The following is a 25,472-nucleotide window of genomic DNA, read 5'->3' on the forward strand; positions in this document are numbered from 1 at the left end:
GTCGTGAAATACACATTTTCTGAAGAAGTTAAAGGTGAATTATGTCAAGTTGATGTTCTCAGCCAGGAAGAGGCACGGGCTGAGATTGTTGGTTATTTAAAAGGTAAAGGAACATACGTGAAAACTTCGGTTGATAGCTATATTTTGCTCGAAGTTGGTTTCATACCAGCTGCTCGTAGGGTCATGAATTTGCTGCACATTTTAGGAACGGACAAGAAAAAGCTTACACTGATAAAAAACAAACTCCAGCGCAAAAGAGTTCAGATCTTTATTCCAACAGACATCTTAAACAAACTCCAGTTGTCCATACTCTCAATGCCTAAAGAAATCCAAGAAGACATAGGTTTATTCGGTGCATTTTTGAGAGGCTTCTTTGTCGCTTCTGGATCTGTTACCGACCCAGCAAAGAACTATCATTTCGAATTGGTTTCTTATAACGAACAACTACTGTATTTCATTGATAGAAAACTCGAAGATTTTCTTGGTGTAATTGGAAAAATCACAAAGTTGAGGTATAATTATAGGTACTACTTAAAAAGGGGTTACGACATACAAGAAGTTTTAGAATTAATGGGCGCAATTCGTGCAGCGTCGCATATAGAAAAAATCACTACATCTCGGGAGATAAAAGCGGATATAAACCGCACTCTTAATTTTTTGAGTGCTAATGCTAAAAGAACAGGCGAAAGCAACGCAAAACAAATCAGAGTTATCAACGAAGTTATTAAAAGAATCGGCTTGGAAAATTTGCCTGACGAACTGAGGAAACTGGCTCTGCTTAGGTTGGAGCACGAAGACCTTCCTTTAACGGAACTTGGAGAACTCTTCGACCCACCAATGACGAAAAGCATGGTGTATAATAGGTTTAAGAGATTAGAAAAGCTTTTGGAAAAGACCAAAGGAAGTGGTGAGGGAGAATGAGGTGCCCATTCTGTGGTTACGAAGACACAAGAGTGCTTGATTCGAGGGAACTGAGTGAAGGTAGGGCGATAAGACGTAGGAGAGAATGTCCGAACTGTCATGCGAGGTTTACCACGTATGAAAGGTACGAAACTGGACCAATAACAGTAATAAAAAAGGACGGCAGAAGGGAAAAATTCGACAGAAGAAAGATATTGAACGGTCTTCTGAAGGCTTTTGAAAAGCGACCTGTCACTTTGGAAGATATCGAGCGAATAGTTGACAATGTCGTTTCGACTCTGCAAAAAAGTGGCTCGGTCGAAGTAAGTACTGAACAAATCGGGAAAATTGTCATGGAAGAGTTGAAGAAAATAGATCAAGTAGCCTACGTTCGTTTCGCATCGGTTTACAAAGATTTTAGAGAAATTGATCAATTTATAGAAGTCATCAAAGAATTGCGCGGGGAATCACAAAAACAAAGTGATTAAATTTCTTAGTAGGAGGGAGAAAGTGATGGAAAAAGTTAAGCTAACAAGAGCAGGTTATCAAAAGCTCAAAGAAGAACTCGATGAATTAAAACGCCAACTTATGTTCGAAATCCCAGAGAGGATAAAAGCTGCAAGAGAATTAGGAGACCTTTCGGAAAATTCAGAGTACCAGGAAGCAAAGAACGAACAAGGCAGAATTGCTTCTCGTATCAACGAACTTGAACAGATGCTCATGAACGCAGAGATAATATCAGAAGCCTTCGATTCCTCAACCGTGAGTCTTGGTGACTGGGTACTTCTAAAGAACCTCGAAACCGGTGAAGAAATGAAAGTCCAACTTGTAAACCCGCAAGAAGCTGATATATTTGCAAATAAGATAAGCATTGACTCCCCGCTTGGAAGAGGTATTAACGGAGCGAAGAAAGGGCAGACTATAAAGGTAAAGGCACCGAAAGGAATTGTTAAATACCAGGTGCTCGATATAACAGCAGAGTAGTCAGCTAAAATTACCAAAATGAAATAACTTTTACACTTTTGAAGCAGCTTAGGAGGGATTCATCTTGCTTAAGGACTTTAGAGAGCAAAGGGTTAAAGAGATAGAAGAACTGCGAAATATGGGCATAAATCCTTATCCATATTCCTATCCGAAAACACACACAACGGAAGATATAAAGAAGCAATTCGAACACCTTGCAAACGGAGAAGTCACAGATCAAAAGGTTTCAACAGCTGGAAGGATAATGTCCATAAGAGAGCACGGCAAAAGTGCGTTCTTTCATATCAAAGACACCTACGGACGCATACAAGCATACGTTCGAAAGGATAAAACAGAGAACTTTGAGTTCTTTAAAGAACACGTAACTGTGGGAGACATCATCGGTGTTGAAGGTATAGTATTTAAAAGCAACACCGGTGAGATTACTATCCTTGTCGAAAAGTTCCAGCTCTTGGTCAAACCTCTTAGACCGATGCCTGAGAAATGGCACGGTATAAAGGACAAAGAAATACTCTACCGTCAAAGGTATGTCGATATGATTGCCAATGACGAAACCATAAAGAGGTTCAGAATAAGGTCAGACATAATTAGAATGATCCGTGAATTTCTACACAAGAAAGGATTCTACGAGGTCGAGACACCTATTCTTCAATACCTCACCGGTGGTGCCTCAGCACGTCCATTCATTACACATTGTAATGCACTGGACATCGATATGTATTTAAGAATCGCAACTGAACTCCATCTGAAAAGATTTATTGTTGGAGGCTTCGACAAAGTTTACGAAATCGGAAGAATTTTCAGGAATGAAGGTATTTCCTATAAACACCATCCAGAATTCACCTCTATAGAGCTCTACCAAGCGTATGCAGACTACGAAGATATGATGAACCTCACTGAAGAGCTCATCACATATCTTGTTGAGCAAATCTTTGGAACCACGAAGATCACGTACCAGGGTCAGGAAATAGATTTCACAAGACCTTGGAGAAGGGTTAAGATGAGAGAGTTTATAAAAGAAAACCTAGGTGTTGATATACTCGAAGACTCAGACGAAAAAATGTTGTCTGTTCTAAGAACCCACGGTGTCGATGTTGAAATAGAAGACAGGGGGCACATGATCGAAAAACTTTGGGACCTTGTTGAAGACAAGGTTGTCCAGCCTACGTTCCTACTCGACCATCCAGTTGAAATTTCGCCCCTGGCAAAGAGACACAGGGAAGATCCTAGGGTTACCGAGAGGTTTGAATTGATAATTTACGGTCGCGAGATGGCGAATGCGTTTAGTGAGCTCAACGATCCTGTGGATCAGCTTGAAAGGTTCATGAATCAGCTGAAATTAAGAGACCTCGGTGATGAAGAAGCACAGATGCTTGACAAAGACTTCGTCCGCGCACTTGAATACGGAATGCCACCAACTGGTGGACTTGGAATAGGGATTGATAGGCTTGTCATGTTGCTAACAGACAGTGCGAACATCCGTGACGTTATCGCATTCCCGCTTGTCAGACCGGAAAGTGATATTGATATAGAAGAAATTGAAATCTCTGAGAAAGCAGAAGAAGGGGGAGATAGAGTATGAGCAAAGAAAGCAAAGATGTAAAACTCCGAAAACACATAAGTAAGTGGCAACAAGTATTCATTTGGATCATAGCGATCGCATTCATCGCAGGTATAGCACTCTGGGCTTTAGCGGTTAATTACACTCCTGGAGCAAAGAAAATGAAGAGAACATTAGAAGAAACTGCAGCGTACTTAACAAAAGATGGGACACCTCTGAAGAATGAGACTTATTGGGTATTCCCGGAAGACATCGAACAAGTCTACGGAAACCTGTTAGCTCAGTACGGCAACCCTTCACTTGATCCCGTTACTGAAGAACCATACGTTAAGACACTCATCGCCGTTGACCTACTCAACAAGAAACTTATGCTCTACTACGCAGAAGTCAACAATATCAAACCAGATAAAAATAAGGTCAAGGAAGAAGTCAAAAAGGAAATAGACGAATTGAAAAAGGACAATACAAAACTCCAGCAGATTAAAACTCAGTACGGAAGCCTCACAAATTACGAGAAAGAACTAACACGTCAGAAAGAACAGGAGCTAACAATACAAGCTGTAAGAGATAAACTCGGGGCTGTTACCGATAAAGAGATTCAAAACTATTACGACAAAAACAAACAAGACATAATTAACAAATACACAAAAGCAGAAACATCGTATTTGACATTCGAAAGCAAAGAAGAAATGGAGAAATTCGTCAAATCAGCTATGGAAAAAGGTGTAACGCAAGCTGCATCCGAAGCTTCATTGACTTTAACGGATTACACGCTGAACAAAGGTACGCTTCCTGAAGAACTTGAAAACATGATTTTCGATGCAACATCGACACTCGTTTCATTCCCGTACAACGACACGTACTTTGTATTCAATGTGAAAAGTGTACAAAAGGTTGATACATTTGAGAATTTCAAAAAATCCGACGCCTTCAACGAAATTGTCACGAACTTGAAGAACGAGAGATTCGGAGAGAACTTCAAGAAATGGAAAGAAGAAAACAAGATTGCGTTTGAGATAAGGGATCCCGTTTACAACGCATGGTACCGAGCGCTTACTTCGGAAGGCAAAGACTTACTGACTGCGTACAAGAAATTTTACGAAGAGTTCTTCACCGAGAAAGAGGAAGTTAAAAGCGATATACCAGCTGAGCAAAAAGCCGCCTTCTTGGTAATTGCAGATAGAATAATTGAGAGTACAGATACAGCTCTTGAAACTGTAAAAGGCGATGTCAGGGAATTTGAGAAGAAAGTGGTTCTATCTATATACGAGCAAGTGAAAGGCTCTTCACTTGAAATACTCAGAAGGATGAAAGAGTATTACCCAGACAGGAAAGATATCACCTACGATTACTACTCAAAATTGTACGACACTATAAAACCGTATCTTTCAATTGGCGGAGCTTACTACGTAATGAATCAACTTTTCGAAGTTTACCAAGGTTTTGCTGATCTTGCTGAAGCCACGAATGTCGATGTTAAAATAAGGGCAGATTCATACTACAAATTGTACGAAATGAACAAGCTTCTCGATGATCCTAAAACGGCAAAAGGATATCTGGCAAAGCTGAAAGAACTTAAACCGGACTATAGTATAAACTTTGATTCAGCGGAAAAAGAACTCGAAGATATGATCAAACAAAAAGAAGCAGAAGCAACGCAAACGACAAATGAATCGACACAAACTACAAACAACGCAACACAAACAAGTGATACAAACAATAAATAACGAGTGAGAATATCCCCCGCAAAGCCTGCGGGGGATAATTTCAAATGTCAGATTCTTGGTCTAATTCAATCCTCAACAAACACTTGGAGGTGTTATTATGAAAAGGTATTTGAAGATTCTCTCTTTACTCCTTACGGTTGGTGTCTTGTTCCTCAGTTCAATTGCTTTGGCAAGCACTCAGCAGAATTTCGCTGCTTATCTTGAAAGAGGTGGAAAGATTCTCACTGGAATTACGTGGGACGATATTGACCAGCTTTACGAACTTTACGAAATGTACTACGGTTCTTTCGATCCTATATTTGAAAAACCATACGTTGAAGCACTGATAATGAATCAACTACTTAAGGACAAGTTCGTCGAGTATCTTTCAGAAGCAGAAGGTCTATCTTCTGAAGAGTTCAAGGTTGCTCACTCTGAAATTTCGGAATCTGATATGGAAAAATACTACGAAGAAAATAGAGAAGACATCCAACAAGAAGCATACGTGGACTTTGACTACGCTGTTTTTGAAACGGAAGAAGAAGCAAAAAAATTCTACGATAGAGCCTCTGAAGTCGGCTTTGAAAAAGCTATTAGTGAAGCTTCCGAGTCTTCTGGACTTTTGGACTCAGATTCCTATGCCGGACTTAAAAAGAGTCAAACGAGCGCTTCGTTCATAGATGTGCTGTTCACACCATCTGAAAAGAAACTCAAAATGCACACGACTGACAACGCAAGCTTTGTGTTCAACATAAAGAATCTAAATGACCTTTCCACATTTGAAAAGTTCAAAGAATCACCAATGTACGAGGAAGTTATGGCAAATCTTTCCAACGAAAAATTTGAAAAATATGTTGAAGAAAAAATTAAGAGTGAAAAAATCAACTTCGCTGTGCCTCAAGAGTACAAAATATGGTTTGATATGGTCCGAAATGTACCTTCTGAAAAGCTTGTTGAACAGTACTATTCTACAGTCTTCAATGAAACTGGGAATCTCATAGAGACTGATCCTATCGTACTAACAGGTTTGCTAACTGCTTTGGAGGATGCCAATCTAGTTGAAGAGTACATTGAGGAATACGAAGCACTTGTAAGAGAACTTTATGAATTAGGATACAGATCTTTCTTGGTCCTTGCAAGACTCAGGCAGTTTGACAATTCAGAAAACGTTCTTCTGGAATACAACGTTGAACTCTCGAAGATTCTTATAAACTACATAAACAACGGAGACACGTTGTCTGTCCTGCAATACATATATTCAAATCTCTCTGAACTTGAAGAACTAAGCAACTCTGGAAATCCTGAAGTAAGGCAAAAAGCACTTGAATATCTATACAGAATGAACAAAGCACTTGGAGACGAAGAGAGTGCAAATAAATATTTGGAACAGTTGCACCAAGAGAATCCGAATTATAAAATAGAAAGTGAGCAATAAACCCAAGACAAAATTTGGACTATTTAGCCAAAACATTCAAAGATATTGTTCCCAGGGGGGTTAGAGCATGCACTGGGTTATCACAGGTGCAAATAGAGGTATCGGTTTAGCACTGACCAAACAACTGCTATCAAAAGGTGAGAAGGTAACCGTGGGCGTCAGAACATCCATGCCCATAGAGCATGAAAATCTTAAGGTATTGAAAGTCGACACTTCAAATCCAGTCTCTATAGAAACCTTCGTTTCTCAAATAATTGAACCTATAGACGTGCTTATAAACAACGCGGGTGTGCTTATTGAAGAAAGGTTCCCTGAAGTCACAGAGGAAGGTATGATATTATCCTTCAAAGTCAACACAATGGGTCCATATATGCTCGTACAGGAATGCTACAAACAGAGCAAACTTAGAGAGGGAGCTAAGATAATAAATATATCAAGCATCCTTGGTAGCATTGCAAGTACGGGCGGAACTACATCCGTGCCTTACTCTGTTTCAAAAGCTGCGTTGAACATGGTTACGAAATTACTGGCGCACAGGCTTAAGAACATGTACGTTGTTTCCGTCCATCCAGGCTGGGTAAAGACGGACATGGGCGGTCCTGAAGCACCCCTTCTTCCAGAAGAATCAGCGGCTGGTATAATTAAAGTAATCGAGAACTTGAACCAAAGTGGGGTCTTTCTTGATTATACCGGGAAACCCCTGCCTTGGTAAACAAACTTGTCAAAGTTTCTATGCACATAGTGCAGGGGTGTTCTCCATGAAAGCTGTGGCCAAAAACATATTCATTGTCCTTTTAGGTTTGCTTGCTATTTCCCTGATTGTTGCGTTTATGCAGTTGTACAGAAATGTTCCTGGAATAGAAGAGTTTAAAGATGCAACCGTTGTTGTGAACGGTGAAGAAAAACCATTCCCGTACTTTGTAGCAGACAAAGAAAACAACGAGTACGTCATGCAAATAAAAATAGATGGGTCGAAATACAAAGGAAAAACTCTTGCCGTTTCGGCGACCGCTAACCAGTACTTACGAATCTACCAAAATGACGTGTTGATATATGATATTTCATCTAAGAGAGGTAGTGTCAATCCTTGGCACAGGTATTTTCCTGTTGTTCTCCAAGGCGATGTGGTTATTGAACTCTCTTTTATCTCGAACGGTGGTATCGAGCGGAAATTTTATATTGGTAAGCACGAGGATATAATTAAATTTGTTGAACGTGCCAACGCTATCGAAGAGTACATGTTTTATCTGGGCACCGGTTTCATGCTCGGCCTCTTTTTAGTCGTACTTTTATTGGCTGTTGCATTAAAGGAAAAAAGCTTCCTGTACGGTGCTTTAGTTATAGTTTCTCCCTTCTTGACAAGCATTGATGAGATGAACCTTTTCTTGCATCCTTTCATAGTTTGGAAAAAACTAGCGATACTCGGTGCAGCACTTGCGATGTATTTTGCTTACAGATTCGCAAACGAGATTTTCAAAAGAAGGGCAACGAAACTGGAAAAGCTCTACATCTTGGGCTACTGGTCGTTGTTTGTTCCCGTAGTCTTATCTAACAGTATGACGTTACTCAAAAGGTCGTATGCGAATTTTTACCTTTACTCTCTCATTTTACTATTAATCGTCCTAGGTATACTTATTAGAAAAACGAAGAACAGATATGAACAGTTGATACTCTTTGGTTTCTCTGCGGTTATCGGTGCTACTTTCTTGTCTCTGCTTTCCGTAGCAAACATAATTAAAATTGAATTCATGTTCTTCAACATAGGTCAACTTTTCTTTGGGTTCACCGTAGCTACATACGTTGCTGCAAAAACTATAGAAGTTTTTAGGAATACTCAGAACATGAACGAAGCAATTAGCAGACTAATGGAGCAACAGACCAATTACATTCAAAATCTCGTCGCTTCCAGGGATAAGGTGAACGAGCTTTCATCATCTTCCGTAAAATACTTCGACGAAATAGAAGACTTGTACCAACACCTCAGCAACTCTTCTAAGAATGCACAAGAAACACTTGATAAACTGCAGAATATCGTTGAATACTTCGAAAGTTTTTTGGACGAGATAATAAAAACTTCGTCGCTGTTGCAAGAAACTGTCAGTAAGTCAGATAGCATAATGGCAGACATAATTGCACTATCTGAAAATAGTAAAGCGAACTTTTCTGAAACGGAGACGATCGTCGATAACTTTAATCAAATGAGCACAAAACTGAAATCTACATTCGACGACCTGTACCAAGATTTTGCTAAAATAAAGGATATTTCAAGTCTCATAAAAGCTATCGCAACTCAAACCAATTTACTTTCTTTAAATGCATCCATAGAAGCAGCAAGAGCCGGAGAGGCTGGTAAAAGCTTCGCCGTTGTTGCAAGTGAGATAAGGAAGTTGGCTAGCGAAGCTTCTGAATTTGCGGAAAGGATTGAAAACAGCATCACTCTGATCTCCAGCAAGTTTGAAGGATTCGCAAAAGAACTATTCGACCTTTTCAACAATCTTGAGATTATAAGTAAGAGCAACGAGAAACTTTCACAGTCCATCTACAGATTTATCGATAACGTCCAGATTTTAACTCAAGACTTCGACAGAGTTGAGGCAACTTTTGAAAAACAATCATCGGAGATGAACAACCTAAAAGACAGCATATACGAGATAATGAAAACCTCGGAAGAATTGAGACAAGCATTTGAGTTGTTTGGAGAAACTCAAAAGAAAATAGAAGATATCTTTTCCGTAATTATGGATCAAATTCTTGAGGTTCAGAACGCACTGAAAATTGAATAATTTGGTTGAAGCCAACGGAAACCAGCAATGGGGGTGATTTTCAAGTGAACATAAAAAGGGCATTGATAAGTGTCTCAGATAAGACGGGAATCGTTGAATTCGCCAAAGAGCTCCACAACCGCGGCGTGGAAATAATTAGCACCGGGGGTACAGCAAAGCTTCTCTCAGATTCCGGAATCCCCGTGAAACAAGTATCCGAAGTAACAGGTTTTCCTGAAATCCTTGGTGGTCGTGTAAAAACCCTTCACCCATTCATATTCGGTGCTATCCTTGCCAATTACGATGAACAGTCCCATATCGCAGACCTTGAAGAACATTCGATCAGTCCTATCGACATGGTCGTTGTGAATTTGTATCCTTTTGAAGAAGTTCAAAAACAAACGAGAGACGAAGATACGTTGATAGAAAATATCGACATTGGTGGAGTTGCACTCCTTAGAGCCGCTGCGAAAAACCACAGGAACGTTGTCGTTGTATGCGATCCAGCCGATTATCCAAAGGTTATAAAGTTACTAGACTCCTGTGGAGATGTCCCACTCCACGACAGAAGAATGTTCGCACTAAAGGCGTTCTATTACACCATGAAATATGATTCCACGATTCACAAAGTCCTTTCCGAACTATTTGCTTCCGAAAAATACGAACATATGACCTTTGAAAAATTCTCCAACCCGCAGGTTAACTACGAAATCCTTGACAACGTCGATAAGCGATTCGTTAGGCTCAGCAAATACACAGAACAATCTACCGTAGTAACCTTAGGTGCGCTCGTCGTTGCACAAGAACCTGACTTCGTTATTGCCTTTAACGATTCTCTGCCTGTCTCCATGGTAAATTTGAAAACCTCTGGCGGACGGATATGCGACCTCGTAGGTTCTACAGTAGTCATGAGAAGACTTACAAACGATATGGTAAGAAAGCTAAAAGAAAGCACGTTTACCATAATATCATACGAGGAAGCTGAAGACGAAGAGTACGCACAAGAAGCACTAAAGGGGAAGGAATTAATAAAATTCACATACTTTTTCGAAAATTTACAAACTGAAAAAATCCCAATCGTTCACATGGTTGGAAATGTGATGATAAAAAAACTAGTAAGCACCATGAACATCTATCGGTTACTTTTAGCATCAATGCCAAAAAACAGCTTGATAGCCGAACAAAATGACGGATTCTTCAAATTCGAAACATGCCCAACCAATATTATTGAAAGCCTTGAAAAACTCATTTTCGATTCTGAAAAAGCGATGATTAAATTAATTAACATCTATACGAACGCTGAAGTAGATAACCTTTTCACAAAAATATGCGGTGAACGTGGCATTAACATTTTCACTTTCTAAAGCTAATTGGACACACCAACTCTCAATTTTGCAAAGCAGTTTTTAAAATGACACCCTTGCACAAGCTTGCGAGCACACTCGCAAGCTTTTTTGTTAACTCATAAAGCCTGGCCAACTTACCGTCTTCTTCCGCCTTTTCGAAATCCTCCATCATAGCTCTCCTATTGTACAATATCTCTCCAAAAGCCTTCTTCACTTCATCGTGTACATCGAAAAACATAGAATAAGAAAATAATATCGCTTCGTATATAAGTTGTTCATCCGAAACAGGGAGCGTCAAAGGTTTTGCCTCTCTTATAAGCTTATAAAACTCTTCTTTGTACTTTGACCTTGTCAACAAGAAAGTCATATAATCATCGTAAGTGCTGTGAGCATTTCTCAGAAATACTCTCATTTTCGGATCAAACAAGAACTGGATAAGTTCTGGAACAGTTCCTGGTCGTACATGATATGGCTGCATCAAATCCTCAAGATAGTGCAGTGCATACGAAAGGAACCTATAACCCCAGTACTCATCACCTTTTCTGAAGGCTTCCTTGGACATCTTTATAAAGTGCAAAAAGGATTTATCACCCTCCATATATTCAAAAAAGGTTACCTTCAAATAAGCGTGCCTATTTGCCTGAGTATCTCCAAGGATTGCGTTGACAATCCCAGACTCCTCAACAAAATCCATGCCGTTGTCTGGAGAACGAGAGTACACGTAAAATATAGCCCATACAGGAAGTTTCCCATCCTGAACCAGCTGATACTGTATTAGCTCAACACCGCTCACTTTCAATAAATCGCTATCAAACGTGATTTTTGCTTTGCCGTGTGCAACAAGGTCGTACGTGACGTACTTTTCGGTGTTGTACCTGCGGTTTTCCACATAATCGTAATCCCTTATTTCGACAAGCTTTTGATAATCGAAATTTGGAATAGAGGTTGCCACCAGGAACGTGAAGATATCATGCGACCCCCAACTGAAAAGAGATTGGGAAAACATCAGAAATATTATCAAGAACACAACGACTCTCGTCAAGTTGAACACAACAAATCACCTCAAATCTTTATGCTTTTTTTAGATTATACTCCACAACTGTCAAAAAATCCAAATTTTAGCGTTATAATACATGTGTATACCAAGCACACCGAATAACCGCTGAGAGGTGATTGTTGTGAAGATTCTTCATACGTCTGATTTACATCTAAGAACCGATTCTCCCGAAAGATGGCAAGCACTGCAGCTCATAGTGGATAAAGCCAAGCAAAACTCTGTTGATCTTCTGGTAATCAGCGGGGATCTGTTCGACAGCAGGGAAGATGCCGTGAGAAGTTACGAGAGGTTAAGAGCAATATTCTCTGGATCAAGTTTTCAAACATTTATCCTACCTGGCAACCACGACGAAACATTCTATGAAGACGGACTTCATTTTGGAGACAACGTTGTTGTTCTCTCAAAAGAAAAGAGCATCTATGACTTCGAAGATGCAAGAATAATCGCAGTTCCGTTCAAGAAAGAATATTCATCTGCTAAGGAAACTTTTGCCGTTCTTCGCCAATCCAACGAACTTACAACTTCGAATAAATCAAACGTCTTGCTTTTTCATGGAGAATTGCTCAGTCCTTATTACGAACCAGATGACTTTGGAGAAAAGGGCCGATATATGCCGGTAGATTTGAACCTCCTAAGATCGTTGAATTTTCAATACATTCTTGCTGGACATTTTCACACAAAATTCAATATTCTGAGAATTTCTAATAACTACTTCATCTATCCAGGTTCACCGGTATCAGTTACGAAAAAAGAAAGAGGCAAGAGGAAAGTCAACCTGTTAGAAATAGGTAAACAACCGCAAGAGTTGGAACTCGGCTCATTCTATTACGAAGAAATAGAAATAAACTTGAGCATTTTCGACGATGAACATCCTTTTGATAAGTTTTCAAATGTTTTGAACAGTTTGAAACTTCCTCAAAATTGTTCACCCATTTTCAAGATTACCGGGCACTTCGACGGTGCGAGATTTTCTATCAGTGAATCAGAGCTGAAAGCAAAAATCCAAAGTCTCGCGGATACGTTAGGCACAAAACCTGAGGTTGAGTTCTTAGCAAAAGACTTGGGAAAGATCAGCAACGACATGCTCTTTAAAAAAATAGTAGATAGGATAAATCAGCAAGAACTCGACGAGGAATCGAAAAAGCAGCTCATCGAACTCTTCGTTAACGCAATGATGTGAAAAGGAGGAAAATAGTATGAGGATTAAAGAATTCCATATCAAAAAATACGGACCTTTGTCGTTTACAAAACTTGTCAAGTTGAATAATTTCACGATCTTTTACGGTGAAAACGAAAGTGGCAAGACATTAACAATAGAGGCCATTCTCAAAATACTCGTTGGCAAGAAAGAGGCAAAAGATAGGATCTACGAAAATATCGAACGAGTAGAGGAATATCCCGACGGTTACCTCATCATTGAAGATGGAGAAAAATTAATTCGTGTGCAAAATGGGGAATTTCTGAAGCACTTTGAACTATCCCACGAAGAACTCAAAAATATATTCATCATCCGCAACAGCGACCTAAGCATCGAGTTTTCTCAGAAGAACAAAGAACCAGACGTGTACAGCAAAGTTTCTGAAAAACTTGTCGGTTCCCAGATATCAAAGATCCAATCCATCAAATCTAAGATTCTTGAAAACAGTATCATCACAGAATCAGGTATGTTTAAAGACCAAAAGGAAGCAAAATACAAACAGTACTTCGAAAGGATAAATAAATTGATTGAAGAGATAGACAACTTACTACCGAAGCTTGAAAAAAGCGACTATTTTGAAATCGAAGAACAAATAGCAGTGGTGCAAAAGGAGCTCGAGGCACTTAGAGCAAAGGTAAAAAGTTTAGAAACGTCAAAACAAATTGCCACGTGCAAGGAGCTTTTAGAGGACATAGCTAAGCTCGAGTCGTTGGTAAATGAATTGAGTAACTACAAGACATACACAAACGAAAATTTACAAAAGTACGTAGAACTTGAGAATAAAATTGAATGGTTAAAAGACGAGATAGACAAGGTCACTAACGAAAAGCAGAAACTTAAAGATAAAGTAGAGAATATCAATAAAGAAATAGAGCGAATCGAAAATAACATATCCTTGTTACGTGAAAATAGCAAGAACGCAGAAAAGATAAAAGAAAGAATCAACGGATATCTATACAAGAACTCTGAAATGAGCAATAAATACAAGAACAAAAACATACTTCTAACTTCGACCTTCACCGCAATTGTTCTTGCCATAATACTCTTTCTAACAATATCAGGAACCATCTTCAAAGCTGTAATAACAGCAGCTGGTATTGTAACTACACTCTTTTTGTTTGCACTTTATTCCAAACTAATCAACCAAATTAGAGCTGTCGAGCAACTTCGGAAAGAAATCCTAAGGGAAGGGCAAATAACTTTTCGAACAACTTTCACAGATATCGAATCCCTCGAAAACGAATGTTTAAACACTATGAAGGACTACGAAAAGACCATTGAAGAAGAAACGGGATTAAGAAATCGTAAAACTGAGTTCGAACGAGAAATAGACAATTTAGAAGACCAGCTCAAAGACTTAACTGAACAACATTCAAGAGCCGAAACAGATTTGGAGACTCTTAAGAACTTGTTGTCCGTGAATTCAGCAGAAGGGTTGAGACAAAAACTAAATGAGAGGTCAAAACTTGAAGGAACATACCAAGCCTTAAAATCACAAATTCTTACAAAGATAAAAACCTACGGTGTCAAGCTGGACGGCCTTCCTAAAGATTTACCGGAACCATGTGGGCCAGAAATTGCCGGTGAACTTGCGAAAATAAAGGATACGCTTGTTAAATACATGGAGCTAATGAGTAAAGACCGAACAAAAGAAGAAAGCGAAGAGTTGAAACAATTAGCTGAATTCGAAGAATACGAAGAAAAAATAATGCACGAAATTGAAAAGCTCCAAAAACAGTTGGAGGACCTAAGAAACAAAGAAAGACAGTTGCAAGAATTGATGAAATTCATTTTTGCCAAAGCAAAAGAATCAAAACTGCTAGATGAAATCTTTGATGAAGTGCCCGACGTTGTATACAAATCTGACCTGATCAAACTCAGAAATGAACTTCGAGAGTTTATCGACGAATTAACAAAACGACAAAACATCGAGAAAACTGCACTTGAAATACTGCGAAAAATCGAGGAAGAGGAGAGAGAAAGCATTTCAAATTTATTCAAACAAAGCAATTTAATAAAGATCTTCACTGAGATAACGGACGGAAAATACATCGATGTGGTGTATGGTAAAAACAAAACCGACGAATACATCAAAGTCAGAAGTGCAGATGGTCAAGAATTCACACCAGAACAACTCTCCGCAGGCACATACGACCAGCTCTACTTTGCCATTCGACTTGCTCTTGCTGAACATCTTTTTGGCAAAGAAAACGGGCAAAAGGCATTCTTCATCCTTGACGATCCATTTGTAAAATACGACAAAAAACGCCTTCTAAAACAAATCCAAAAACTTGTAGAACTTTCAAACCAAGGATGGCAATTTTTGTATTTCACAGCAAAAGATGAAATAGTTGACTTAGGTGAAAGACTCGGCATTGATATAATCAATCTTGATGAGATCGTTCATTAATCATAACTGTTCATTTCTTCTTTACGGTATGCTAAAATTAGACGTGGACCTACAAAGAGAAAAGAAAGGAAGGGAAGATATGGCTATCTTAGTTGCTGGTGGGGCAGGATACATCGGTTCGCACGTTTGCAAGATGCTGAAAGAAAGAGGATATGAAGTAATTATCTTGGACAACCTTTCTCACGGATACCGAAGCTTTGCAAAGTACGGAGAGTTCATCTTAGGTGATATCGCAGATGCAACCTTGCTCGACTTGATATTCACACACTACAAAGTCGATGCAGTAATGCATTTTTGTGCGTACATAGAAGTTGGGGAGTCTGTGAAAGATCCGAATAAATACTACATAAACAACGTCTCAAACACAATCACCTTGCTCAACGCCATGCTGAAGCACAACATAAAATACTTTGTCTTCTCATCGACCGCTGCGGTGTACGGCATGCCAGAGCGAATACCGATAAAAGAAGACGACCCAAAAGCGCCGATTAATCCATATGGAAGAAGCAAATACATGGTCGAACAAATCTTAGAGGATTACGATAGTGCTTACGCTTTGAAAAGCATACGCTTTAGATACTTTAACGCCGCAGGAGCTGACGAATCGCTCGAAATTGGCGAAGCACACGAGCCAGAAACACACCTCATTCCTTTGATCCTCGACGCAGCTTGCAAAGTTAGAGAAAGCGTAAAAATATTCGGTACAGACTACAAAACCAAAGACGGCACCTGCATCAGAGATTTTGTGCACGTTAACGACTTAGCGGATGCACATATAAAAGGTCTCGAATATCTAATGAGCGAAAACAAAACCGACTATTTCAACCTTGGTAGTGGTTCAGGATATTCGGTGAGAGAAGTTATCGAAAAAGCCAAAGAAATCACGAAGGTTGATTTCAGAGTCGAAGAAACCGGTAGAAGACCAGGGGACCCAGCTTACTTGATAGCCGATAATGAAAAGGCAAGAAAGATACTGAACTGGGAGCCAAAGTACGACCTTGATGGGATAATAGCCACTGCTTGGAATTGGCACAGAAAGTTGAGGAAGGAATTCTGCAATGAATAATTCATTTGGAAGTATAAAAAAGGCTTCGGGTCGACCGAAGCCTTTTTGGTTGAATTATATTGATAATTACCTTCTGTATCCCTTGGCTAAAGCTGGATTTCTGACCTGAGCAGTTCTTCTGAGATTCACTTGTCCTTTTGGCCCTCTCAAGCTTGCTAAATCAAACGACTTCCCATCAACGGTCACCTTTTCCGCAACGATGAACTTATCTGAACTAGTTGTTACAATTCTTCCTACAATCTCAATAGACTGCCCTTGTTTGAGTTGAAGAAGTCTAAATATAGGTCCTGCATGGACATCGTAGACCGTGTCACCAACTTGAACTTTGAAAACAAATCCGTTGTTTAAATCGAGTGAGTACTCCTTTACAGTACCTTTAAACGTCTGCGTTGCACTCAAAGAAGCATCTGCCGGTAAATTTCTGTGAAGTCTCTGCTGAACGGCTTGAGCAACCTGCTGCGATGTTTGAGTGTTTGCTGCAGCTTGATAACCGAATCTTTGAGCGTTCATGGGACCAAATGCAAAAATACTACCTGCCAAAAGAACTCCCGCTGCCAAAACTACCAAGAACTTTTTCATACTTACCAACCTCCTCAAAGTTTTTTAGTTTTAACCTTTTTTCGTTCTCACCTTTTCGGTGAGTTGCAATAGTATTCTACTCGTATAACCTTAGAAAGTACTTTAAATTTGCTGAGAACTTGCTTAGAAAATAAAAAAAGAGCAAGCCTACTCGGCCTGCCCTTTTTTCTTGCCGTTATGAGAGCAGTAGTGATTATTTCTTCTGCTCAATTAACTCCTTGAGCTTTTCTCTTATCATGTACCTTGTTATCTCTCTCTTAAAAGCTGAAGGAATAACTTCCGTAAACATCGCCTTTACTCTGAGCTCAATCTTTATCATTGGGTCATTCAAGTTTCCGTTGTTGTTTAGTTGGAATTTCAAAGCGAACTCAGGATTATTAGCCAAGTCTTCACTGATATAAATAAACGGCAGGTTATTGACAATAAGTCTAACATCATCAATTGTTGGTTCACGTTCTCCTGTAAATAACTTTTTGAAATTCTCGTAGGACTGCTTGTCCTTAAACACCGTGTCCACAAAAGCTTTTCTAATACCGATGTTGTTATCACGCAAGTCAATGGAATCTTTGTACAATTTTCTGAAATCTAAAGTAACTATCACTTTGTAACTATATTCACTTTTACCTTTGCTGTTTTCAAAAGTAGTTGTTGCGTCGTTCGTAAACTCAATGACCCCAGCATTCGGTAAAGCTTTGTTGAATTCAACAAGTACATCCTTTACTTTCTGCGGCACGTTTCCATTCAGCTTAAACCCACCCAAATCTACAGGCTGATTAAGTGCCTCTTTTGCTATGAAGCATTTTTCACTTCCTGCAGCTTTCACAAAGAGTGTAACTATTGTTTCTTTTCCATCCTTTCTGAAACCTTTGTCATCTACGATACTTGTGTTGTTCTCAAAATCACCGATTTCAAGGAAACTCATAACAGACCATTTAAGAGCATCTAACGTCTTGTTGACTCTTGTTATTTTGAACGGTTCCTCCACAAAAATATCTGCCATGTTCAAAAGATCTTTTGGATTTGCAATTGCTGTTAATTTGCCGAAGTGTTCCTTTATTCCGTCAAAATCTTCTATAAGTATCCCCATAAGGAAATAGTAAAGATTATTCTCAGCTTCATCAATTATAATAGGGCTTTTAAATTGATTCTGGGAACTTCTCATGACATTTCTCCATGCTTCTACTAATTCCTCTGCTTGAAGTGCTGATTGGTAACTATGATAAAGCGATGAAAGTGCGTTATAAGCAACGGAAAAATCCCTGAAATCCATGTACAGCTTGTCAGGTTCAGTAATCTCTGGTTTTATCTTCTTTGCAAGCGCAACGATTTTGTCCTTTCTCTCTCCTTGAATCTCTACTATGTACTTTTGCCTGTCCGGATGTGTGTAAAATCTTCTTGCACCTTCATCAAGGAATTTTTCTATCTTTTCGATGTACGTTTTGTGTTTTTCTAAAATGTTCAAAATCTCTGACGGATCAAACTCTTCGTCTTCCAAAAGCTTGAAACCATTTAAGCTCTTTGTAAAAGCTTGAAACGTGCTGGATGGAACAACTTGCTGGAGTTCATCCAATATACTTTCAAGTTCATCGTCCGCAAGTAAATCCGCTACATACCTCGGATCGTTTGGCTCGAGCTTGGTACTATCGTTGACAGGTTGATTTGGTAGTGGTTCAGGACCAAAGAGAGTACAGCTTGTCAACAAAGCTATGCCAAGCACAATAAAAACAAGCATACCGACAAAAGTGAATCTTTTTAGCATACTTGCCCCCCTTCCTGTAAAAGAATAGTTTTCTCTCGCTCATATCTCCTACGAAATTATTGTAACACAGGCTCTATCCAAAATCAAAGATACTTATCTTATTCAAATTCGCGCTAAATAAAGAATTCGTCCCACATCTTCTCAATCAGAAACCTTAATCCTCGAAAAAGGGAATATTACGTAACCTATGTTACGGACAATACTTCGAACCTTTGATACAGTATAATTAGGTAAAACTAATTACGGCGATCTTCATATGGAGGTGTTCGATATGGCGGAAATTTTCAACAAGAGGGAATACTTGAAGAACCTCATCAGGCGAGCGGACCGAAATCCACAAGAAGTTGAGAGACTGAAAAGCGAGATTAAATCAGTTATAAAAGAACTAAAACCTGTAGAAATCGCTATCGTTGAAAATGAACTCTCAAGAGAAGACGGGATCACTGTCGAAAGAATTAGGGAGATCTGCGACATCCACCTTGAGCTAATGGAAGAGTTTCTGAACGAAGAACCTCCCGTCGAACCATGGCATCCTGTATTCATCTCAATGAAGGAACACGAGAAAATTCTTGGTATGCTAAAGCGACTGAAAGATCTTGTTGAATCGGCGGTGAATTCTCCTTCGTTTGAAACGTTCGTAAGTATTTCAAGTGTCGTTAATGAGATGAAAGGTATCGAGCTTCACTTCCAAAAGCAAGAATACGGTATATTTCCATACGTAGAAAAATACGGTGTCGAACAACCACCAAAAGTTATGTGGTCTGAGCACGATACAATGCGCTCCATGATTAAGCAAATCACGGAAATCGTCGAAAATCGCGATGTTGAAGCTCTGAAGACGGTTGGTTTAAAGCTCGCAACAGATTTGCTTGAAATGTTTATGTTGCATGTTCATAAGGAAAATCACATACTTTTCCCAACCGCTCTTAATCTTGTTAGTGAAGAAGAATTCAAACAAATCCGAAAAACATTCGATGAAATCGGATATTGCTGCTACTTTCCTGAACCATTCAAAAGTGAGAGACAAAAAGAGCAAACTAATAAAGTTGAAGAAAACTCTTCGGCCCAACCAATCTCGGAAAGTTCCACTGGTTCAACGCAAATTGAAAAGTTGCTGAACGCTTATAGGGAATTGAAAAGTTTGCTCGTTCAAATGAGTGTTATCGATGAAAGTGCGGAAAAGCAAAAGATAAAGCTTCCCTCTGGCGAGTTTGAGATTGAAGAATTACAATACATGCTCAACACTTTGCCTGTCGATATTACTTTTGTTGATAGGAACGATCAGGTGAAATATTTCAGTGAAGGAAAAGAGAGGATATTCTTGAGAACACGTGATATAATCGGTAGAAAAGTTCAAAACTGTCATCCTCCAAAAAGCGTGCACATCGTGGAAAAGATATTGCGGGACTTCAAATCAGGCAAACGTGATCACGCCGATTTTTGGATAAAACTCGGTGACAAGTACGTTTTGATAAGGTACTTTGCTGTTAGAAACGAAAAGGGAGAATACCTCGGAACCCTTGAAGTAACCCAAGACATCGCCCCGATACAACAAATCACCGGTGAAAAGAGGATATACGACGAGGAATGATTATCATATCAAAGGGAGGTAAACGCAATGGTCTACAGAGTATCCGATACCCCGAACTTAATGCAAGGTCCCATCGATGCGCGAAGGTTCTACGAATCCAAGAAAGCTATTGTCGCACAGATTACACTCCAGCCTGGTGGGAAACTTGAAAAGCACTCTTCAAAGGAATTCGCACTTCTTTTCGTCATATTTGGGAAGGTTAGGGTAGAGGTAGGGGATCATTCGTATGAACTCGAACAAGATTCCCTAATCGAATTTCCACAGAATATTTTGCACAGTGTCGAAAACGTGGGCGACGGAGTGGCGAAGGTGCTGGTGGTCAAGATTAAGTGAGCATTCTTTTTGACTGAATTTTCTAAATAAAAGGTCGGCCGTGCGGCCGACCTTTGTTTTTTCTAACCAACAATCAACACGATCAAATCGTTGACATTCGTGCCTGTTGGACCTGTGATTAGAAGGTCTCCAGCGATCTTGAGTGCGTTGTATGAATCGTTGTTTTCTAAGAAGCTTTCAGCGCGGTAGCCAACTTGTTTTATTCTTTGCACCGTTTGACCGTCGACGATTCCCCCAGCAGCATCGGTTGGTCCATCGGTGCCATCCGTTCCAAAGCTGCAAAGGACAACATCGCTCAAACCATCGATGGAAAGAGCAAAGGAAAGTGCCAATTCCTGATTTCTTCCACCTTTTCCAGTGCCTTTAACTCTAACGATAGTTTCCCCACCAAGTATCACAGCTGCGGGCTTTCTAACAGGCCTATCATTTTCTTTTATCTCTTTAGCTATCGAACCTAAGAACCTACCAGCTTCTTTTGCTTCACAATCAAGAACCGTTGTTAAGATAAGCGTGTTGTAACCAAGTTCTTTTGCTACATTTTGAGCAGTGTCGCAAGCTACTTTCACGCTGCCTATGATGTAAGTTTCTACGTTCGATAATTCTTTTGGCGTTTCCTGTTTAAGTGCGTTTAGAATACTTTCGCTTGTAGTGATCTTGTACCTTTCCAGCACTTCCAATGCTTGCTGCGAAGTTGTGTTGTCCGGATAAGCAGGACCTGAAGCAATGCTGTCCAACCTATCGCCAAGCACATCGGACAGAACAAGTGAGATAACTTTCGCAGGATGAACGTGCTGAGCAAACCTTCCACCTTTGACTTTTGAAAGGTGTTTCCGAACGGTATTTATCTCCACTATATTCGCACCACTTTTTAGCAACGCTTCGTTCAATTTCTGGATATCTTTAAGACTGATACCATCCACTGGCATTTCAAAAAGTGCAGAACCACCGCCTGAAACAAGAAAGAGCACTACATCGTTCTGTGTTAAATTTTCCGTGAGTTCAAGCGCTCTTTTCGTTGCATTTAAGGTGTTTTCATCAGGTATTGGGTGGCCTGCCTCATAGATTTCAAAGCCTTCTATATTCCCTTCCGAATGACCGTATTTAGTTATAATTATGCCTCTTTCGATCTCGTCTTTCAAAACTTCCTTTGCGGCCTTCGCCATTCGCCAAGCTGCTTTTCCAATTGATACCACAATGAGTTTGCCTTTTCTATTTTGGAGTTTTTCGATGTTCTTAGTAAGCCAATCCTTCACCGTATTGTCTGGAACTACAGATTTTCTGACTCTTTCAATTATCATCTCAATGTCCGTTCTTAATTTCTGAATTACGATCAACGAATTCACCCCTCTCTAACTATTTTTATTATACCGTTATCAATTATCAATTCGCAATTAAAAGTGCCTGCAGTAATCCTTCAAAACTTGTAGAATTTACTCCTTTGATGTGATAAAATAAATCAATAGACAACATTATCTATTCCAGGAGGTATACGGTTTGGAAAACTCCAGTAATTTAAAAGTTTTTTCGCTTGACACTTCATCACCGCGTGTTGTTGCTTGCTATTTTGATAGTGAGAAAAAGATAATGATCGAATTAGAAACCAAAGCAAAGCACGGTATCCAGGTATCACAAGTTGTTGAAAAGTTGAAGGAAGTCGATTTCAACTCACTTGATGTGATAGGTGTAGGTATTGGACCTGGTGGCTTGACAGGTCTTCGAGTTGGCATATCCTTTGCACTCGGATTGGGAATCGGGAAGAGATTTGTTCGAATAAGTTCGTTGAAACTTATAGCAATGAACGCACTTGCCTCCAACGGCTATATTGGAGTCGTGAGAAAGGCAAGGGAGGGTTACCTTTACGCAGGGCTTTACCATGCCGAAAATGGAAAACTGCATACGCTTGTTGAACCCTTTATCGAGTCCATAGATGTGGTAAGGGAAAGATTTAAAAGCTATAACCAGCTACTTTTGCTTGGCGATGGTGCGGAATATTTTAAAGACTATGGCATCGTATTTGAACAACCCACGTATTCCCAATACAATTTTCCAAGCGTAAGAAATCTGTACTTATTAACAATCGAAGAGATAGCCAACGGCAATTTTGTGGATGCTCTACACATCGAACCACTCTATTTACAAAAGAGTATCGCTGAATTGAATTTCGAAAAAAAGCTAAAACAAATTCAGGAAAAATAAAAATAACAAGTTTTGAGGTGGTTCAATGGCGTACCATCCGGAAAGCATGGGAAACGTGAAAAAGCCGGTAAGAGAAGAATCAAATGAAGCGCTATTTTCTAATCTTAAAGATATGAAATTGACACCAATGATGAGGCAGTATCTTGATATAAAGAAGAAATATCAAGATTCCATTCTGCTCTTCAGGCTCGGGGATTTTTACGAAGCCTTCTTCGATGACGCACTTGTTGTATCCAAGGTGCTCAACATCGTTCTCACCAAACGTCAGGATGCTCCAATGGCGGGCATCCCATACCATGCGCTCGATAATTACTTGAAGAGACTTGTAGATAGCGGCTACAAGGTTGCTATTTGCGAGCAGATGGAAGATCCAGCAACAGCAAAAGGTATTGTGAAACGCGAGGTAACACGTGTAATAACTCCCGGAACAATAATCGAAGATGAGCTTTTGACAACAAGCAATAATTACATGGCTTCAGTATATGAAACAAAATCAGGGGAAGTCTACACTGTCCTTGCTGACTCTTCAACCGGTGACGTTGTGGTAAAAAAATTCGACAATCTCGAAGAGTTGTTTGACTTTGTTGAAACACACGAGATTTCTCAAATCATCTGTCCGGAAAGTCTTTATCCGAAGATAAAGTCCAGAATTAAAATATTCGTAGACCGACTCGACGACTGGTACTACACGGGAACAATCGATGCGCTCAAGCAGGCCTACGGACTTGCAACGATAGAACACTTCGAGCTCGGTGAAGCACACTACCCGCTCGGTGCAACAATAAAATACCTGAGCTATACTTTGAATAAGCCAGCGAAAATGAAAGTTCCAAGGATACTCGATGAATCAACATACATGATTCTTGACTCTACAACAATTGAAAACCTCTCCCTCGTTCCGGGAGAACGAGGTAAGAATCTCTTCGATGTTCTCAATAAGACAAAAACTCCGATGGGTGCAAGGCTATTAAAGTGGATAATCCTCCATCCACTCAAGGACAAAAAGGCGATAGAAAGAAGGCACGATATGGTAAGTGCCTTCTTTGAAGATTCTCTGCTCACAAACGAAATTAGAGAGTATTTAGACGGTGTGTACGACTTGGAACGGATAATCAACAGACTGCAGTACGACAGTGCAAAGCCAAAGGACTTGATAAGCCTGAAAAACACACTGGAAGTTATCCAACCCATTCGGGAAGCGCTGGAAAGCAACGAAAATTTGATGACGCTCGTTGAACAACTCCCGGATTTGAATATAGTCAAAGAAAAGATTCAAAGTACAATAAACGATGAGATAGAGGGGGATTTGGGAGAAGGCAAGATCATCCGCGAAGGTGTGTCAAAAGAATTAGATGAATACAGAGAACTTCTTTATCATTCCAGCGAAAGGCTCAAAGAATTTGAGGAAAGAGAGCGCTTAAGAACGGGAATTCAAAAACTAAAAGTCGGATTCAACAACGTTTTTGGATATTACATAGAAATTCCAAAAGGGCAAACGAAAAACGCACCGGAAGATTACACAAGACTCCAGACACTTGTCAACGCTGAGCGCTACACAAATCCAAAATTGAAAGAGTTCGAGCAAAAGATTTTGGCAGCCAAAGAGCGAGTGGAAGAACTCGAGAAATTGATTTTCAACAACTTGTGCGAAGAACTGAAAAACTACGCGCAAGAGCTGAGAAAGACTTCCGAAACGCTTGCATGGATTGATATATATACATCGTTTGCGTACCTCGCCAGGCTTTACAGTTACGTCAGGCCAATCCTTTCAAACGCAGAATTCGAAATCCTCCAAGGCAGACACCCAGTAGTGGAAAGGTTCGTTGATGAATTCGTTCCTAACGACACGTACATGGACGATAAGTTGAGAATGTACATACTCACGGGTCCCAATATGAGTGGTAAGAGCACTTACATAAGGCAAATAGGCCTGATAACCCTGATGTCGCAAATAGGTTCGTTTGTACCTGCATCATTCGCAAAATTGCCCATCTTTGACCGAATATTCACTCGAATGGGTGCGAGGGACGATATTTCAACCGGCAAAAGTACGTTCTTAACGGAAATGAGCGAAGTTGCCTTAATACTTAATAAAGCAACGGAAAAAAGTCTTGTTTTACTCGATGAAGTTGGAAGAGGAACAAGCACGTTTGATGGAATAAGCATCGCATGGGCGATAAGTGAGTACATATACAATGAACTGAAATGTAAAACCGTCTTTGCTACTCATTTTACAGAATTAACTGAACTTGCCGACATGTACCCAGGCATCAAGAACCTGACCATCCAGGTCAAAGAAACAGCCGATGGTGTCATCTTCCTTCACAAAGTGGTGGAAGGTGTGGCTGATAGAAGCTATGGTATAGAAGTTGCAGCTATCGCCGGTTTACCACAGAGCATCGTTGAAAGAGCAAAGGAGATTCTCGACATCATAGTAGAAAAGAGCGATATAGAAAAGAAAGTTGGAATACTAAAAGAAGGACAGATGAAGAAAATAAAATCAACGAAAAAAACTGTCCCCGAGGGACAGTTGAGAATGTTTTGAGCAATATTCTAATGTCTTTCTTTGCTCTCCAAAAAGCAGAGCAA

The 25,472-nt window shown here is 39.8% G+C and carries 20 protein-coding genes; 16 read left to right on the top strand and 4 right to left on the bottom strand.

What is annotated here, in order from left to right:
* Positions 1-3: 3 nt before the first annotated feature.
* The 9 genes from whiA (at position 4) to NA23_RS07550 (ending at position 10,712) form a co-directional block, all read left to right on the top strand.
* Positions 4-921 carry a DNA-binding protein WhiA gene (gene whiA, locus NA23_RS07510; protein ID WP_033192069.1) on the top strand — a complete coding sequence of 306 codons (918 nt, stop codon included), beginning with the start codon at positions 4-6 and terminating at the stop codon, positions 919-921.
* Positions 918-1,388, top strand: coding sequence for a transcriptional regulator NrdR (gene nrdR / locus NA23_RS07515; protein ID WP_033192070.1), 471 nt, complete (start codon positions 918-920; stop codon positions 1,386-1,388). Before whiA ends, nrdR begins: the two co-directional genes overlap by 4 nt.
* A gap of 25 nt (positions 1,389-1,413) precedes the next feature.
* On the top strand, positions 1,414-1,884 hold the full coding sequence (greA, locus tag NA23_RS07520) for a transcription elongation factor GreA (RefSeq protein ID WP_033192071.1): 471 nt from the start codon (positions 1,414-1,416) through the stop codon (positions 1,882-1,884).
* A 64-nt stretch (positions 1,885-1,948) separates the two neighbouring features.
* Positions 1,949-3,466 (top strand): lysine--tRNA ligase, encoded by a 1,518-nt coding sequence (gene lysS, locus NA23_RS07525; RefSeq protein ID WP_033192072.1) that lies wholly within the window; start codon positions 1,949-1,951, stop codon positions 3,464-3,466.
* Positions 3,463-5,172: a peptidylprolyl isomerase gene (locus NA23_RS07530; RefSeq protein ID WP_033192073.1), complete on the top strand. Its 1,710-nt coding sequence runs from the start codon at positions 3,463-3,465 to the stop codon at positions 5,170-5,172. The genes lysS and NA23_RS07530 overlap by 4 nt, the downstream gene beginning before the upstream one ends.
* Before the next feature lie 97 nt (positions 5,173-5,269).
* Positions 5,270-6,586 (top strand): hypothetical protein, encoded by a 1,317-nt coding sequence (locus NA23_RS07535; RefSeq protein ID WP_033192074.1) that lies wholly within the window; start codon positions 5,270-5,272, stop codon positions 6,584-6,586.
* 67 nt (positions 6,587-6,653) lie between these two features.
* On the top strand, positions 6,654-7,298 hold the full coding sequence (locus NA23_RS07540) for an SDR family oxidoreductase (protein WP_033192075.1): 645 nt from the start codon (positions 6,654-6,656) through the stop codon (positions 7,296-7,298).
* Between the two features lie 46 nt (positions 7,299-7,344).
* On the top strand, positions 7,345-9,369 hold the full coding sequence (locus tag NA23_RS07545; protein ID WP_033192076.1) for a methyl-accepting chemotaxis protein: 2,025 nt from the start codon (positions 7,345-7,347) through the stop codon (positions 9,367-9,369).
* Positions 9,370-9,413: 44 nt separating this feature from the next.
* Positions 9,414-10,712 (top strand): IMP cyclohydrolase, encoded by a 1,299-nt coding sequence (locus tag NA23_RS07550; RefSeq protein WP_033192077.1) that lies wholly within the window; start codon positions 9,414-9,416, stop codon positions 10,710-10,712.
* Between the two features lie 22 nt (positions 10,713-10,734).
* Here NA23_RS07550 and NA23_RS07555 read toward each other — a convergent pair whose 3' ends face one another.
* Positions 10,735-11,745, bottom strand: coding sequence for a phospholipase C/P1 nuclease family protein (locus tag NA23_RS07555; protein ID WP_033192078.1), 1,011 nt, complete (start codon positions 11,743-11,745; stop codon positions 10,735-10,737).
* A gap of 127 nt (positions 11,746-11,872) precedes the next feature.
* On the opposite strand from NA23_RS07555, the gene NA23_RS07560 reads away from it, so the two are divergent.
* Genes NA23_RS07560 through galE form a run of 3 tightly spaced genes read left to right on the top strand, consistent with a single transcriptional unit; the run spans position 11,873 to position 16,425 of the window.
* Positions 11,873-12,931: a metallophosphoesterase family protein gene (locus NA23_RS07560; protein WP_033192079.1), complete on the top strand. Its 1,059-nt coding sequence runs from the start codon at positions 11,873-11,875 to the stop codon at positions 12,929-12,931.
* 16 nt (positions 12,932-12,947) lie between these two features.
* Positions 12,948-15,359, top strand: coding sequence for an ATP-binding protein (locus NA23_RS07565; RefSeq protein ID WP_033192080.1), 2,412 nt, complete (start codon positions 12,948-12,950; stop codon positions 15,357-15,359).
* A 28-nt stretch (positions 15,360-15,387) separates the two neighbouring features.
* Positions 15,388-16,425: a UDP-glucose 4-epimerase GalE gene (gene galE / locus NA23_RS07570; protein WP_249477010.1), complete on the top strand. Its 1,038-nt coding sequence runs from the start codon at positions 15,388-15,390 to the stop codon at positions 16,423-16,425.
* A gap of 66 nt (positions 16,426-16,491) precedes the next feature.
* Here the strand turns inward: galE and NA23_RS07575 are convergent, their stop codons facing one another.
* Together NA23_RS07575 and NA23_RS07580 are read right to left on the bottom strand one after the other, a co-directional pair.
* Entirely contained in the window at positions 16,492-17,004 is a 513-nt protein-coding gene (locus tag NA23_RS07575) for a hypothetical protein (protein ID WP_033192082.1), read from the bottom strand.
* Positions 17,005-17,197: 193 nt separating this feature from the next.
* The gene (locus NA23_RS07580) at positions 17,198-18,763 is read right to left on the bottom strand and encodes a hypothetical protein (protein WP_033192083.1); all 1,566 of its coding nucleotides are present in this window, start codon (positions 18,761-18,763) and stop codon (positions 17,198-17,200) included.
* 271 nt (positions 18,764-19,034) lie between these two features.
* On the opposite strand from NA23_RS07580, the gene NA23_RS07585 reads away from it, so the two are divergent.
* Both NA23_RS07585 and NA23_RS07590 read left to right on the top strand, forming a co-directional pair.
* On the top strand, positions 19,035-20,354 hold the full coding sequence (locus NA23_RS07585; RefSeq protein ID WP_033192084.1) for a DUF438 domain-containing protein: 1,320 nt from the start codon (positions 19,035-19,037) through the stop codon (positions 20,352-20,354).
* 27 nt (positions 20,355-20,381) lie between these two features.
* A complete protein-coding gene (locus tag NA23_RS07590) occupies positions 20,382-20,687 on the top strand; it encodes a cupin domain-containing protein (protein WP_052107205.1) in 306 nt (101 codons plus the stop codon).
* A 62-nt stretch (positions 20,688-20,749) separates the two neighbouring features.
* On the opposite strand, the gene NA23_RS07595 is transcribed toward NA23_RS07590, so the two are convergent.
* Positions 20,750-21,985 carry a glycerate kinase type-2 family protein gene (locus NA23_RS07595; protein ID WP_084384126.1) on the bottom strand — a complete coding sequence of 412 codons (1,236 nt, stop codon included), beginning with the start codon at positions 21,983-21,985 and terminating at the stop codon, positions 20,750-20,752.
* A 196-nt stretch (positions 21,986-22,181) separates the two neighbouring features.
* On the opposite strand from NA23_RS07595, the gene tsaB reads away from it, so the two are divergent.
* Entirely contained in the window at positions 22,182-22,883 is a 702-nt protein-coding gene (gene tsaB / locus NA23_RS07600; protein ID WP_033192085.1) for a tRNA (adenosine(37)-N6)-threonylcarbamoyltransferase complex dimerization subunit type 1 TsaB, read from the top strand.
* A 112-nt stretch (positions 22,884-22,995) separates the two neighbouring features.
* Positions 22,996-25,428 (top strand): DNA mismatch repair protein MutS, encoded by a 2,433-nt coding sequence (gene mutS / locus NA23_RS07605; protein WP_033192695.1) that lies wholly within the window; start codon positions 22,996-22,998, stop codon positions 25,426-25,428.
* The last annotated feature ends 44 nt before the right edge of the window (positions 25,429-25,472 follow it).

The organism is Fervidobacterium islandicum, from assembly GCF_000767275.3.
Classification (GTDB): domain Bacteria; phylum Thermotogota; class Thermotogae; order Thermotogales; family Fervidobacteriaceae; genus Fervidobacterium; species Fervidobacterium islandicum.

What these genes read in the sequence shown, in the direction of transcription:
- NA23_RS07565 (WP_033192080.1), top strand. Translation starts at nt 12,948, where the DNA reads ATGAGGATTAAAGAATTCCATATCAAAAAATACGGACCTTTGTCGTTT.
- greA (WP_033192071.1), top strand. Translation starts at nt 1,414, where the DNA reads ATGGAAAAAGTTAAGCTAACAAGAGCAGGTTATCAAAAGCTCAAAGAA.
- galE (WP_249477010.1), top strand. Translation starts at nt 15,388, where the DNA reads ATGCTAAAATTAGACGTGGACCTACAAAGAGAAAAGAAAGGAAGGGAA.
- NA23_RS07585 (WP_033192084.1), top strand. Translation starts at nt 19,035, where the DNA reads ATGGCGGAAATTTTCAACAAGAGGGAATACTTGAAGAACCTCATCAGG.
- NA23_RS07595 (WP_084384126.1), bottom strand. Translation starts at nt 21,985, where the DNA reads ATGATAATTGAAAGAGTCAGAAAATCTGTAGTTCCAGACAATACGGTG.
- NA23_RS07580 (WP_033192083.1), bottom strand. Translation starts at nt 18,763, where the DNA reads ATGCTAAAAAGATTCACTTTTGTCGGTATGCTTGTTTTTATTGTGCTT.
- NA23_RS07530 (WP_033192073.1), top strand. Translation starts at nt 3,463, where the DNA reads ATGAGCAAAGAAAGCAAAGATGTAAAACTCCGAAAACACATAAGTAAG.
- NA23_RS07540 (WP_033192075.1), top strand. Translation starts at nt 6,654, where the DNA reads ATGCACTGGGTTATCACAGGTGCAAATAGAGGTATCGGTTTAGCACTG.
- NA23_RS07575 (WP_033192082.1), bottom strand. Translation starts at nt 17,004, where the DNA reads ATGAAAAAGTTCTTGGTAGTTTTGGCAGCGGGAGTTCTTTTGGCAGGT.
- NA23_RS07590 (WP_052107205.1), top strand. Translation starts at nt 20,382, where the DNA reads ATGGTCTACAGAGTATCCGATACCCCGAACTTAATGCAAGGTCCCATC.
- NA23_RS07545 (WP_033192076.1), top strand. Translation starts at nt 7,345, where the DNA reads ATGAAAGCTGTGGCCAAAAACATATTCATTGTCCTTTTAGGTTTGCTT.
- nrdR (WP_033192070.1), top strand. Translation starts at nt 918, where the DNA reads ATGAGGTGCCCATTCTGTGGTTACGAAGACACAAGAGTGCTTGATTCG.
- NA23_RS07535 (WP_033192074.1), top strand. Translation starts at nt 5,270, where the DNA reads ATGAAAAGGTATTTGAAGATTCTCTCTTTACTCCTTACGGTTGGTGTC.
- mutS (WP_033192695.1), top strand. Translation starts at nt 22,996, where the DNA reads ATGAAATTGACACCAATGATGAGGCAGTATCTTGATATAAAGAAGAAA.